This is a genomic window from Nocardia sp. NPDC050697 (genome assembly GCF_040654395.1).
GTDB lineage: Bacteria > Actinomycetota > Actinomycetes > Mycobacteriales > Mycobacteriaceae > Nocardia.
Map to the genome: position 1 here is coordinate 239,915 of NZ_JBFAHY010000005.1, position 12,096 is coordinate 252,010.

General features: G+C 71.2%; 12 protein-coding genes. 7 read left to right on the forward strand and 5 right to left on the reverse strand.

All coding sequences use genetic code 11. From position 1 onward, the window contains the following. Window position 1: 1 nt before the first annotated feature. On the reverse strand, window positions 2–856 hold the full coding sequence (locus tag AB0H71_RS19735; RefSeq protein ID WP_357022585.1) for an ABC transporter permease: 855 nt from the start codon (window positions 854–856) through the stop codon (window positions 2–4). Continuing rightward, on the reverse strand, window positions 856–1,728 hold the full coding sequence (locus tag AB0H71_RS19740) for an ABC transporter permease (RefSeq protein WP_357022588.1): 873 nt from the start codon (window positions 1,726–1,728) through the stop codon (window positions 856–858). The genes AB0H71_RS19735 and AB0H71_RS19740 overlap by 1 nt, the downstream gene beginning before the upstream one ends. A 359-nt stretch (window positions 1,729–2,087) precedes the next feature. On the opposite strand from AB0H71_RS19740, the gene AB0H71_RS19745 reads away from it, so the two are divergent. Next, on the forward strand, window positions 2,088–2,696 hold the full coding sequence (locus AB0H71_RS19745; RefSeq protein ID WP_357022591.1) for a helix-turn-helix domain-containing protein: 609 nt from the start codon (window positions 2,088–2,090) through the stop codon (window positions 2,694–2,696). 5 nt (window positions 2,697–2,701) lie between these two features. Here the strand turns inward: AB0H71_RS19745 and AB0H71_RS19750 are convergent, their stop codons facing one another. Then, window positions 2,702–3,289 (reverse strand): hypothetical protein, encoded by a 588-nt coding sequence (locus AB0H71_RS19750; RefSeq protein ID WP_357022594.1) that lies wholly within the window; start codon window positions 3,287–3,289, stop codon window positions 2,702–2,704. A 197-nt stretch (window positions 3,290–3,486) separates the two neighbouring features. Here AB0H71_RS19750 and AB0H71_RS19755 point away from each other — a divergent pair, with 197 nt between their 5' ends. The 4 genes from AB0H71_RS19755 to AB0H71_RS19770 all read left to right on the forward strand — a co-directional run bounded on the left by AB0H71_RS19755 (window position 3,487) and on the right by AB0H71_RS19770 (window position 8,299). After that, window positions 3,487–5,040 carry an AMP-binding protein gene (locus AB0H71_RS19755; protein ID WP_357022597.1) on the forward strand — a complete coding sequence of 518 codons (1,554 nt, stop codon included), beginning with the start codon at window positions 3,487–3,489 and terminating at the stop codon, window positions 5,038–5,040. A gap of 38 nt (window positions 5,041–5,078) precedes the next feature. Continuing rightward, complete coding sequence (locus AB0H71_RS19760; protein ID WP_357022600.1) at window positions 5,079–6,275, forward strand: amidohydrolase family protein; 1,197 nt, start codon at window positions 5,079–5,081, stop codon at window positions 6,273–6,275. A gap of 8 nt (window positions 6,276–6,283) precedes the next feature. Further along, window positions 6,284–7,705, forward strand: a complete 1,422-nt coding sequence (locus tag AB0H71_RS19765; RefSeq protein WP_357022603.1) for a FadD3 family acyl-CoA ligase — start codon at window positions 6,284–6,286, stop codon at window positions 7,703–7,705. Between the two features lie 141 nt (window positions 7,706–7,846). After that, on the forward strand, window positions 7,847–8,299 hold the full coding sequence (locus tag AB0H71_RS19770; RefSeq protein WP_357022606.1) for a MaoC family dehydratase: 453 nt from the start codon (window positions 7,847–7,849) through the stop codon (window positions 8,297–8,299). Window positions 8,300–8,361: 62 nt separating this feature from the next. Here AB0H71_RS19770 and AB0H71_RS19775 read toward each other — a convergent pair whose 3' ends face one another. Together AB0H71_RS19775 and AB0H71_RS19780 are read right to left on the reverse strand one after the other, a co-directional pair. Beyond that, the gene (locus AB0H71_RS19775; protein ID WP_357022609.1) at window positions 8,362–9,363 is read right to left on the reverse strand and encodes an adenylate/guanylate cyclase domain-containing protein; all 1,002 of its coding nucleotides are present in this window, start codon (window positions 9,361–9,363) and stop codon (window positions 8,362–8,364) included. Between the two features lie 18 nt (window positions 9,364–9,381). Next, complete coding sequence (locus AB0H71_RS19780; protein WP_357022611.1) at window positions 9,382–10,206, reverse strand: radical SAM protein; 825 nt, start codon at window positions 10,204–10,206, stop codon at window positions 9,382–9,384. A 194-nt stretch (window positions 10,207–10,400) separates the two neighbouring features. Between AB0H71_RS19780 and AB0H71_RS19785 the strand changes: the two genes are divergently transcribed. Both AB0H71_RS19785 and AB0H71_RS19790 read left to right on the forward strand, forming a co-directional pair. Further along, entirely contained in the window at window positions 10,401–11,657 is a 1,257-nt protein-coding gene (locus AB0H71_RS19785) for an amidohydrolase family protein (protein ID WP_357022614.1), read from the forward strand. A gap of 4 nt (window positions 11,658–11,661) precedes the next feature. After that, a complete protein-coding gene (locus tag AB0H71_RS19790; protein WP_357022617.1) occupies window positions 11,662–11,964 on the forward strand; it encodes a hypothetical protein in 303 nt (100 codons plus the stop codon). The last annotated feature ends 132 nt before the right edge of the window (window positions 11,965–12,096 follow it).

Genomic DNA, 12,096 nt, shown 5'->3' on the forward strand with positions numbered 1-12,096 from the left:
CTCAGCCTCCGAGCCGGGCGCTGGCGCCGATGCCCCACAGCGCGACCGTGAGTAGCAGGTTGACGATGATCATCAGCGAGATGGCGGCGCGCATGGCGCGGCCCGCCGCGATGCCGACGCCCTGCGGCCCGCCCGCGGCGTAGAAGCCGTAGTAGCACTGCACGGTGGTCGTGATGATCACGAACACAATGGCCTTGAGCAGCGAGTAGACGATGTCGGGGCCGTTCAGCACGAGCTGGAAGTAGTGCTGGTAGGTGCCGCGCGAGAGCCCGCCGGAGAGCCCGACCACCAGCTCCACCGCGATGTAGTTGACCGCGAGGCAGATGACGTAGAGCGGGATCATGGCCACGATCGAGGCGAGCAGCCTGGTGCTCACCAGGTACGGCATCGCGCGGATGCCCATGGACTCCATGGCCTCGATCTCCTCGGCGATCCCCATGGCGCCGAGCTGCGCGGTGAAGCGGCAGCCCGCCTGCGCGGCGAAGGCCAGCGAGGCCATGATCGGCGCCAGCTCCCTGGTGGAGGCGGTCGAGGCGATGAGCCCGATGGTCGGCTCCATGCCGAGCAGGTGCAGCGCGTTGTACCCCTCCAGCCCGACGATGGCGCCACCGGCCGCGCCGAGCACGATGATCACCCCCGCGGTGCCGCCGCCGACGACGATCGAGCCGTTGCCCCAGGTGATGTCGGAGAGGATGCGCAGGAACTCGCCGCGGTAGTGCCGCAGCATCACCGGGATCGAGCCGAGCGCGCGGACCAGGAAGGTGATCATGTGGCCGAGCCGCATGAACGAGGTGCCGAGCTGGCGCGAGGTGCGGACCAGGGTGCGGGTGCCGAGCGGGCGGTACGGCGCGGCCATCACAGCCCCGACCGCGGGAACAGGATCATGAACATCTGCGTGAACACGACATTCACCACCATGAGCAGCAGGATCGAGGAGACCACGGTCGAGTTCACCGAGTTGGCGACGCCCGCGGGGCCGCCCTTGGTGCCGAGCCCCTTCTCGCAGGCCACCACCGCGACGATGGCGCCGTAGACCACCGCCTTCACCAGCGTGAGCCAGAGGTCGCCGACGGTGGCGAAGGAGGCGAAGGTGGCCACGAAGCTGCCGGGGGCGCCGCCCTGCACGAAGACGTTGAACAGGTACCCGGCCAGGAAGCCGACGAAGCAGACGACCCCGGTGAGCGAGACCCCGACCAGCACCGCCGCCGCAACCCGCGGCACCACCAGCCGCCGCACCACCGAGACCCCCATGACCTCCATGGCGTCCAGCTCGTCCCTGATCTTGCGGCTGCCCAGATCGGCGCAGATGGCCGAGCCGACGGCCGAGGCCATGAGCAGCGCCGCCACCATGGGCGCGCCCTGCCGGATCACCGCGAGCCCGCTGGCCGCGCCGGCCAGCGAGGTCGCGCCGACCTGCCCGGCCAGCAGCCCGAACTGGATGGAGAGCGTCACACCGATCGGCAGCGAGACGAAGATGGTGGGCAGCGCCGCCGCCGAGGCCATGAAGGCCGACTGCCGGACGAACTCGGCGAAGGCGAAGCGGCCGGTCGCGATATCGGTGACCAGGTACTGGATGGCCCGGACGCCGAGCACGAACTGCCCGCCGACGGTCTCCAGCGCGGCGATGGGGTGCCGCTTCAGGTAGCCGCGGCCCCAGTCGGTGATCTCCCGGGTGGCGGGCTTCGCGGCCGGGAGTTCACCGCCAACGGAACCACGGCTGATCGTCATTGATGAAACCTTCGGGTCGGCGGCGGAAGTGTCGCTGAGAATCTCGTGTGGCGCTCCAGGAGAACCAACTGTTCCCATTGTGGGCGCTATCTCTCAGCGTCGTCAAGAGTGGAATGCACGAATCAGAGAATTTCATTCTCCTCGCACCACGGGCGTTTCACATCGATACGTCGGAAAATGCGAAAGAGGGGCGACGGGAATTTCCCCGTCAACCCGTAAGGAATCGCAGAGCCGTCCCTCCGAAACAGATGCTGTGCACATGCATAGCATGGTTCTCGAACGGGCGTCAATAGTGACAGCGGTCCGCTACTACGATACGAATTGATCCCACGACCAGGACTCCGGAAGGAGGCAGGCGCATGCCATCGCCCCGCCGCATCGGCGCCCCCGACGCCAAGAATCGCGGCGTTCTGCTGGAGGCCGCCGAGCAGCTGCTGCTCGAAGAGGGCTGGGCCGCGGTGACCTCACGCCGCGTCGCCGAGCGCGCCGGGCTCAAACCGCAGCTCGTGCATTATTACTTCCGTTCGATGGACGACCTCCTCCTGGAGATTTTCCGGCGGCGCGCGGACGAGGGGCTCGAACTGCAGAACGACATGATGAAATCGCAGGCCCCGCTGCGCGCGCTCTGGGAATTCAGCACCGATCCCGCGGCGGTCCGTTTCACGATGGAGTTCGTCGGATTGTCGAATCACCGCCCGGCCATCAGGGCGGCGGTCGCGGAGTACGCCGAGCGCTTCCGCACCATCCAGACCACCGCGCTGGCCCGCATTCTCGACGAGTACGGCCTCGACACCGAGCGCTTCCCGCCCGCCGCGATGGCGGTGCTCATGACGAGCGTCTCCCGGGTGGTGGTGCTGGAGCGCGCGCTCGGCATGTCCGGCGGCCACAGCGAGGCCTTCGACCTGGTCGAGCGGGAGATCGCGGAGCTGGAGCGGGCCAGGGCGGGCAGCACCGAAGCCGCGGGCTGACCCCGCTACGCGGGCAGCAGGTCCCGCATTCCCTCCCGGTATCGCGGCGGCAGCAGCTCGCCGGTGCCGAAGACCTCGGTGGGCAGCACCGGCTCGCCCGCGCAGCCCGCGGCGGCCAGCGCGCAGGACTTGAAGGCCAGGGCCGCGACGCTCACCCTGTGATACGAGGGCGCGACCCGGTCCGCCAGCTCGGCGGGCAGGTCGTCGCCCCAGACCGCGACCTCGGTGAGGCCGCGGTCCAGGCTGTCGTGCAGCCCGTCGCGCAGCAGCGGCTCGGCGCGGTAGCTCGCGGCGGAGACGGCCACCGCCATCGGCCAGATGTCGTGCGTGGGCTGCCTGCTGATCGACTGCCGCAGGTCGAGCACGGTGGCACCGAGGATCCGCAGCGGCGCCACGTCGGCGGAGTCGGCGACCAGCACGGTCACCTCCCAGCCCGCCGCCGAGCGGTCGAAGAGCCAGCCGCCGGCGTGCCGGATGACGTCGGCGGCGTCCGGGGCCACCACCGCCAGCCGGTGCCGGAGCGGGTGCCTGCGGGCATGCGCCCGCCAGTGGGTGACGGAGTGGACGCCGGGAGCGGCGGATCGAGTAGCCATGGTTCCCATCCCGAGATCGCGAGAGTCGACACGGCGATCGCTCCGGAGTAACCGGCGGCATCGGGACTGGGGGACGCGGGGCTGCCGCGCTACCCGGAACGAACTACCGACCACACCCTAGGACACACGCCTGTTCTCCCGCTCGAAAATGTGATTCTCTGTTGGGGAGAACGCTATGCGGTCGAGAAGGGGCTCCCATGCGCACGATTCCTCCCGAGCTGGCCGGCCACTACCGGGAGCAGGGGTGGTGGACCGGCGAGACGCTCGGCGAGCTGCTCGCCGGCGGACTCGCCGCCGCACCGGCGGCCGAGTTCCGCATCCACTCCGCGGAGCGGCCGTACGCGGGCACCTTCGCCGAGGTCGAGCAGGTCGCGCGGCGGCTCGCTGCCGGGTTGCGCAGGCGCGGGGTCGGGCCGGGCGACGTGGTCGCCTTCCAGCTGCCGAACTGGATGGAGGCGGCCGCGACCTTCTGGGCCTCGGCCCTGCTCGGCGCCACCGTGGTGCCGGTGGTGCACTTCTACGGCCGCCGGGAGCTCGGCTACATCCTGGAGACGGTCCGGCCGAAGGTCTTCGTCACGCTGGAGCGCTTCGGCAGCCTGGAGTTCCCGCCGGAGCCCTACGCCGGGGTCCCGATCACCGGCGTGGTCGGCCGCGACTTCGACGCGCTGCTCGACCCCGAACCCATGCCCGGCGTGCTCGGCACCGACCCGGACGGCCCCGCGCTCATCGCCTTCACCTCCGGCACCACCAGGGCCCCCAAGGGCGTCGTGCACAGCCACAACACCCTGGTGCACGAGACCAGGCAGCTCGCCGCCTGGTACCCCGCCGACCGCGGCGACCAGCTCACCGCCGCACCGGTCGGCCACTTCATCGGCATGGTCAACGCGCTGCTCATCCCCGTGCTGGACCGCAAGCCGATCCACCTCATCGACGTCTGGGACCCCGGCCGCATCCTGGGCCTGATGACCGAGCACGGGGTCACCGTCGGCGGCGGCGTGCCGTACTACGTCACCAGCCTGCTCGACCACCCCGAGCACACCCCCGCGCACCTGCCCGCCATGCGCTACGCCGGGCTCGGCGGCGCCGCCGTGCCCGCCGCGATCACCACCCGGCTGGCGGGCGCCGGGATCACCGTCTACCGCTCCTACGGCAGCACCGAGCACCCCTCGATAACCGGCTCGCTGCACAGCGCGCCCGAGGAGAAGCGGCTCTACACCGACGGGAACCCGCTGCCCGGCGTCGAGCTGCGGCTGGCCGCGGACGGCGAGATCATCAGCCGCGGCCCCGACCTCTGCCTCGGCTACGTCGACCCGGAGCTCACCGCGGCCGCCTTCGACGCCGAGGGCTGGTACCACACCGGCGATATCGGCGTGCTGGACGCCGACGGCTACCTGACCATCACCGATCGCAAGTCCGACATCATCATTCGCGGCGGCGAGAACATCAGCGCGCTCGAGGTCGAGGAGCTGCTGCTGACGCTGCCCGGGGTGGCCGAGGCGATCGCGGTGGCGGTGCCGGACCCCAGGCTCGGCGAGCGCGCGGCCGCGGTGCTGCGGCTGCTGCCCGGGCACCCCGCGCCCGACCTGGGGGCGCTGCGCGCGCACTTCGCGGCGGCCGGGCTGGCCAAGCAGAAGTGGCCCGAGCAGCTGCACATCGTCGCGGACTTCCCGCGGACGCCGAGCGGCAAGATCCAGAAATACGTGGTCCGCCGGGACCTCGCCGCCGTCGAGGACGTTGCGGCTCGCACCTGAAGAGAATATCATTCTCACCAGACGACAAGGAGGATTTCATGAGCAAGGTCGACCTGCCGTATCAGCTCTTCGACGCGGACAATCACCTCTACGAGACGAAGGATGCGCTGACCCGGCATCTGCCGAAGCAGTACGAGGGCGCGATCCAGTACGTCGAGATCAACGGCCGTACCAAGATCGCGGTGCTCGGCCAGATCAGCGAGTACATCCCGAACCCGACCTTCGAGGTCGTCGCCCGCCCCGGCGCCATGGAGGAGTACTTCAAGCACGGGAACCCCGAGGGCAAGAGCCGCCGGGAGATCTTCGGCAAGTCCATGAAGGCGATCGACGCCTTCCGCGACCCGATCGCCCGGCTCAAGGTCATGGACGACCTGCAGCTGCAGCGCGCGCTCATGTTCCCGACCCTGGCCAGCCTGATCGAGGAGCGGATGCGGCACCACCCGGAGCTGATCCACGCGGTGGTCGAGTCGCTGAACCGCTGGATGCTGGAGGACTGGGGCCAGGACGGCGCCTTCGTGCACTCGGACCGGATCTTCACCGTCCCGGTCATCACGCTGCCCATCGTCGAGCGGGCCATCGCCGAGCTGAACTGGGCCGTGGTCGAGCACGGCGCCAAGGCCATCCTGGTGCGCCCGGCGCCGGTGCCCGGCTACAAGGGCATGCGCTCGTTCGCGCTGCCGGAGTTCGACCCGTTCTGGAAGCGCGTGGTCGAGCTGGACGTGCTGGTCACCATGCACTCCTCGGACAGCGGCTACTCGCGCTACGACGCCGAGTGGGAGGGCAACAGCCTGGAGATGCTGCCCTTCCAGACCAATACCTTCGCCATGACCAACCAGTGGCGGCCGGTCACCGACGCGGTGGCCTCCTGGGTCTGCCACGGCGCGCTGAACCGCTTCCCCGACCTCAAGATCGCGGTCATCGAGAACGGCTCGGCGTGGCTGGAGCCGCTGCTGCAGCAGCTCTCCGACGTGTACAAGAAGGCGCCGGAGGGGTTCGGCTTCCGCAACCCGATCGAGGCCATCAAGCAGAGCCTCTACGTCTCCCCCTTCTGGGAGGAGGACCTGGTCCGGCTCTCCGACGTGATGGGCGCCGACCACGTGCTCTTCGGTTCGGACTGGCCGCACCCGGAGGGGCTGGCCGAGCCGGCCCGCTACATCCACGAGATCAAGGACATGAAGCTGGAGCACCAGGCCGGCATCATGGGCGGCAACCTGGCCCGGCTGCTCAAGGTCTGAGCAATCTCATGACGTGGGAATCGATCCCGCAGATGGTGCTCTCCGCCGCCGACCGCTTCGGCTCCGCCGAGGCGGTCGTCGACGGCGAGCTGCGGTGGAGCTTCACCGAGCTCGCGGAGCGGGTGCGCCGCGCCGCGGGCGCCTTCGCCGCCTTCGGCATCGAGAAGGGCGACCGGGCCGCGGTCTGGGCGCCCAACTCGGCCGAGTGGATCGTCGCCGCCTTCGGGCTGCAGGCCGCGGGCGGCGTGCTCGTCCCGGTGAACACCCGGTTCAAGGCCGCGGAGGCGCAGGACGTGATCCGGCGCAGCGGGGCCAAGGCGGTGCTGGTGCAGCAGGGTTTCCAGGGCATCGAGTACACCGCCGACGTGCCGGTGCTCGACCTGAAGTCCGAGTTCCTCGGCAGCGGCGAGCCGTTCCAGCGCCCGGTGGCGGGCACCGATATCGCCGACATCATCTTCACCTCCGGCACCACCGGCCGCCCCAAGGGCGCGCTCATGAACCACGCGCAGACGCTGCGGCTCTACGCGGAGTGGTGCGACCTGGCGGATCTGCGGGAGGGCGACAGGTACCTGATCGTCAACCCGTTCTTCCACACCTTCGGGCTCAAGGCCGGGCTGGTGGCGGCGCTCATCCGCGGCGCCACCATCCTGCCGGTGCCGGTCTTCGACGTGGACACCGTGCTCGACCTGGTCGAGCGCGAGCGGGTCACCATGCTGCCCGGCCCGCCGACGCTCTACCACTCGCTGCTCGCGGCGAAGGGCACCCGCGACCTCTCCTCGCTGCGGGCCGCCGTTACCGGCGCGGCCGACATCCCGGTGGAGCTCATCCGCCGGGTACGCGAGGAGCTGCCGTTCCGGTCGATCATGACCGGGTACGGCCTCACCGAGGCCGGCACGGCGACGGCATCGCGCCCCGGCGACACCTTCGAGCAGATCGCCACCACCGTCGGGCAGCCGTGCGACGGGGTCGAGATCCGGATCGCCGGGGACGGCGAGGTGCTGGTGCGCGGCTACAGCGTCATGCAGGGGTACCTGGACGACCCCGAGGCCACCGCCGCGGCGATCGACCCGGAGGGCTGGCTGCACACCGGTGACCTCGGCGAGCTGGACCCGGAGGGGCGGCTGCGGATCGTCGGGCGGAAGAAGGACATGTTCATCGTCGGCGGGTTCAATGCCTACCCGGCCGAGATCGAGGGGTTCCTGCTGGAGCACCCCGCGGTGGCGCAGGCCGCCGTGGTCGGGGTGCCGGACGAGCGGCTCGGGCAGGTCGGGCGGGCGTACGTGGTGACATCGGCGCCGCTCACCGAGGAGGCGCTGATCGGCTGGAGCCGGGACCGGATGGCCGGCTTCAAGGTGCCGCGTTCGGTGCGGTTCCTCGACGCGCTCCCGCTCAATGCCACCGGCAAGGTGATGAAGGACCAGCTGCGCTGAGTTCCGTCCCCGGCGCGTTCCTCCGAACACCCCCTTGTGCGCCGGGGGCGGGTCAGCCGCGGCTCGGGCGCGCACGGTGCCCGCCCGCACGGCCACGCGCCGGGCGCCGTGCTCGCGCCCCGACCTGGAAGGGTTTCCCCCATGATCGAATTCCCGGACTTCGACGCGCTCCGCGCCGCCGTCGGCACCGAGCTCGGTAGCAGCGACTGGATCGAGATCGACCAGGCGCGGATCGACCGGTTCGCCGAGGCGACCGGTGACCACCAGTGGATCCACGTGGATGCCGAGCGGGCCGCCGCCGGGCCGTACGGGCGCACCATCGCGCACGGGTTCCTCACCCTCGCGCTGCTCGCGCCGATCTCCCAGCAGGTCATGGGGGTGCGGTCGGCGCGGATGGCGATCAACTACGGGCTGGACAGGGTGCGGTTCATCAGTCCGGTCACGGTGGGGAGCCGGGTGCGCGGGACGGTCGCGCTCACCGCGGTGACCGAGGTGGCGGGTGGGGTGCAGGCGGCGCGGACCGTCACGATCTCCGCCGAGGGGGCGGAGAAGCCGGCCTGCGTCGCCCAGCATCTGGTGCGCTACCTGAGCTGATGGAGTGCGGGGCCGGGCGCGCGATGAGCGGCGCGCGGCCCGCCGCACGGAGCACGTTCGGGTCAGCGGCCGGGTGTTGCCGGCTCCAAGCGCACCGGCGTGAGCAGGCCGATCCCGCGGATGTCGGCGGGATCGCCTGCGGTGAGCCGGAATTCGGGGGTTTCCCCCAGCGCCTCGGCCAGGGCGGGGTCGACGAGGACCGTGTCCGGTTCGGCGAGCGCGGTGAGGCGGCTGGCCAGGTTCACCGTGGTGCCGAAGACATCGCCGAGCTGGCGGATGACCGGACCCCAGGCGGCGCCGACGCGCAGCCCGGGGATATCCGGGTCGGCGGCGAAGGCGCGGATCAGCCCGGTGCCGATCTCGGCGAGCGCGGCGGGGGTGTCGGCGGTGAACAGGATCTCGTCACCGAGCAGCTTCACCACGCTGCCGCCCGCCGCGGCCACCACGTCGATCGAGCGGTGCTCGAACCGCGCCACCACCCGGACCAGGTCACCGGCCCGGCGATCCCGGCTGAGCTCGGTGAAGCCGACGACATCGGCGAACCCGACCCCGCTGTCCCGCCCCGCGGGCGGGTCGGCCGCCGGATCCAGCACATGCAGCGCGTCCTCCAGGCGGCGCCGCCAGAGCTGGCCGAGCAGCCACTGCACCTCCGGCATCCGCTCGGCCAGCGCGGAGACGGTGTCCACGGTCTCCGGGGCGCGCTGCATCTGCCCGGCCACGATCTCCACCTGCAACCGGGCCAGCTGCGCGATGGCCCTGGCCAGCACACCGGTCAGGTGCAGCGCCTCGGCCTCGTCGACCATCCCCTCGTCGACGTAGCCGGTGAGCAGCCGCAGCAGGCGGACATCCGACGGGGCGAAATCGGGCTTGCCGTCGTCCACCGCCGGGTAGCCGAGGGCGCGCAGGAACCGGCGCGCCCGGTCGGACGGAATGCCGGCGACCTCCGCCACCTGGTCGGCCGTGTACCGGCGGGGTTCGCCGAACGCCACCGGCCCCGCGGCCTCCCGTCCCGCGCCGCGCGCCACGGCCTCCGCGACCGCCTGCACGGCGTCGAAATCGCTCACTCCCCCACCCCCGAGCCGTCAGGCCGGGCGGGCGACGGCGGGGGCGGCCGGGCAGACGGCGGGCGCCAGCCCGAGCGCCACCGCGGCGAAACCACCTGCTTCGCGGACGTTTCCGTGCGGGCGGACCCCGCGTGCGACCGGGCAGGCGTAGACGTCGCCGACGGCGTCGACCAGGCAGATGTCGCGGCCCGCGCCGCAGTCCTCGGCGAGATCCCCGGTGGGGTGCACGCCGAAGCGCACCCGATCGCGGTGCTCGGCGGCCCAGGCCGCGACGGCCCGGCGCTGCGCCGCGTCCGGCGCCGCTTCGCGCGGCCGATCGCCGGTGAGGCGCAGCCGGGCGCCGAAGATCCCGGCGACGGCGAGCAGCGCGTCCAACCGCTCGGCGCTGTGCCGGGTGAGCGGCACCGCGACCTCGAACTCGTACCCCCCGGCGGAGGCGAGCACCTCCATGGCCCGCACACTCGCCCGGTAGGCGCCGGGCCCGCGCACGGCATCGTCGGCCGCCTCGGTGGGCGCGGCCAGCGCGATCCGCGCGGTGAGCCGGTGGTCGCCGGCGAGCTGCCTGGCCAGCGCGGGGGTGAGCCCGGTGCCGTCGGTGTGGAAGGCGAGGTCGAGCCCGCGCGCACTCGCGTACCCGGCTAGCTCGGGGAAGTCGGCGCGCCCGGTGGGCTCCCCGCCCGCCACCTCGACGGTGACCACCCCGAGCCGCGCGAATTCGTCGAGCAGACCGCGGCATTCGGCGGTGTCGAGCGCGCGCGGCGCGCCCGGCGGCGGCAGCCGATACGGCCCGGAGCGGGGGTAGCGCGGCGCGAGCTCCCAGACGACGGTCGCCGGTGCGGTCATGCCGACCTCCTCATGAGAATTACATTCTCCACACAGGATAATCCTGCTTCCGCAGCAGAACAAGGGCCTCCCCGAGCACCGGACCATCGACCCGGCGTTTTCCCTGCGGTATCCTCGAGCCAGGTGTGAGAGTGCCGTTCTCCTAGGGGAAGATCGACCATCTCGGCACAGTCCACGACAGAGCGAGGAGTCCCGTGAAACCCGACGACCTGATTCTGGTGAGCATCGACGACCATGTGGTCGAGCCGCTCGACATGTTCGACAACCACGTTCCGCGCAAGTGGGCGGAGTACGCCCCGAAGGTCGTCCCCAACGAGAAGGGCATCGACCAGTGGATCTACCGCGACCGCCCGACCGGCGTCGCGGGGCTGAACGCGGTGGTCACCTGGCCGGCCGAGGAGTGGGGCCGGGACCCGGCCGGCTACGCCGAGATGCGCCCCGCCGTCTACGACGTGCACGCCCGCATCCGCGACATGGACGTCAACGGCGTGCTCGCCTCCATGTGCTTCCCCACCTTCACCGGGTTCAGCGCGGGCCACCTGAGCCGCGGCGGCCAGGACGAGATCACCGTCGCCATGATCGAGGCCTACAACAACTGGCACATCGACGACTGGGCCGGCGCCTACCCGGGCCGCTTCATCCCGATCGGCATCCTGCCCATGTGGGATCCGAAGCTGGCGGTGGCCGAGATCGAGCGGCTGGCGAGCCGCGGCTGCCACTCGGTGACCATGCCCGAGCTGCCGCACATCGACGGCCTGCCCAGCTACCACGACATCGACTACTGGGCGCCGGTCTTCCACGCGCTGCAGGACAACGAGACCGTGATGAACCTGCACATCGGGCAGGGCTTCGGCGTGCTGCGGCTGGCGCCGGACGCCCCGATCGACAACCTCATGGTGCTGGCGCCGAGCATCTCGCTCATCGCCGCGCAGGATCTGCTCTGGGGCCCCGCCTTCCGGAAGTTCCCGAAGCTCAAGGTGGCGCTCTCCGAGGGCGGCGTCGGCTGGATCCCGTTCTTCCTGGACCGCTCCGACCGGCACTACACCAACCAGCGCTGGCTGCGCCGGGACTTCGGCGGCAAAATGCCGAGCGAGGTCTTCCGGGAGCATGTGCTGGCCTGCTACGTCACCGATCGGACCGCGCTGAAGTCGCGGCACGACATCGGGATCGACAATATCGCCTGGGAGTGCGATTACCCGCACTCGGATTCCATCTGGCCGAACGCTCCGGAGTTCGTGCTGGAGGAGCTGGACGCGGCGGGGGCGTCGGACGCCGATATCAACAAGATCACCTGGGAGAATGCCTGCAGGCACTTCGATTGGGATCCGTTCCAGCACATTCCGCGTGAGCGGGCGAGCGTGGGCGCGCTCCGCGCCACCGCCACCGACGTGGACATCTCGACCACCTCGCGCGCCGCGTACGCCGCCGCCTACGCCGCCCAGGCCGGGTGACGCGGTGCCCGCTCGGCTGATGGTGTTCGCCACGCCCAAGGAGGGGCGCGACGAGGAGTACAACCGCTGGTACACCGAGGTGCACATCCCGGAGATGCTCGCCATCCCCGGGGTGGTCGCGGCCGAACGGCACCGGCTCGTGCGCGGTGGCCCGGACGAGGGGCGGTACCTCTCGGTCTTCACCCTCGAGGGTGATCCGGCCGTCGTGCTGGCGGAGCTCGGGGCGCGGGCCAAGGATGGGCGGATGGCGGTGACGGATGCCGGTGATCCCGCGCGGACGCGGCTCACCGTCTGGGAGGAACTCTGATCGACCGCGAGGAGCCCGGCACCTGACGGTGCCGGGCTCCTCGCGTGTGGGGGGTATTTCCGGCCTACGGCCGGGGCCGCAGCCCGGCCGACGCCGCCGGGCGTGCTCGGCGACGCGCCGTGGTGGAGGACC

What these genes read in the sequence shown, in the direction of transcription:
- AB0H71_RS19735 (WP_357022585.1), bottom strand. Translation starts at nt 856, where the DNA reads ATGGCCGCGCCGTACCGCCCGCTCGGCACCCGCACCCTGGTCCGCACC.
- AB0H71_RS19740 (WP_357022588.1), bottom strand. Translation starts at nt 1,728, where the DNA reads ATGACGATCAGCCGTGGTTCCGTTGGCGGTGAACTCCCGGCCGCGAAG.
- AB0H71_RS19745 (WP_357022591.1), top strand. Translation starts at nt 2,088, where the DNA reads ATGCCATCGCCCCGCCGCATCGGCGCCCCCGACGCCAAGAATCGCGGC.
- AB0H71_RS19750 (WP_357022594.1), bottom strand. Translation starts at nt 3,289, where the DNA reads ATGGCTACTCGATCCGCCGCTCCCGGCGTCCACTCCGTCACCCACTGG.
- AB0H71_RS19755 (WP_357022597.1), top strand. Translation starts at nt 3,487, where the DNA reads ATGCGCACGATTCCTCCCGAGCTGGCCGGCCACTACCGGGAGCAGGGG.
- AB0H71_RS19760 (WP_357022600.1), top strand. Translation starts at nt 5,079, where the DNA reads ATGAGCAAGGTCGACCTGCCGTATCAGCTCTTCGACGCGGACAATCAC.
- AB0H71_RS19765 (WP_357022603.1), top strand. Translation starts at nt 6,284, where the DNA reads ATGACGTGGGAATCGATCCCGCAGATGGTGCTCTCCGCCGCCGACCGC.
- AB0H71_RS19770 (WP_357022606.1), top strand. Translation starts at nt 7,847, where the DNA reads ATGATCGAATTCCCGGACTTCGACGCGCTCCGCGCCGCCGTCGGCACC.
- AB0H71_RS19780 (WP_357022611.1), bottom strand. Translation starts at nt 10,206, where the DNA reads ATGACCGCACCGGCGACCGTCGTCTGGGAGCTCGCGCCGCGCTACCCC.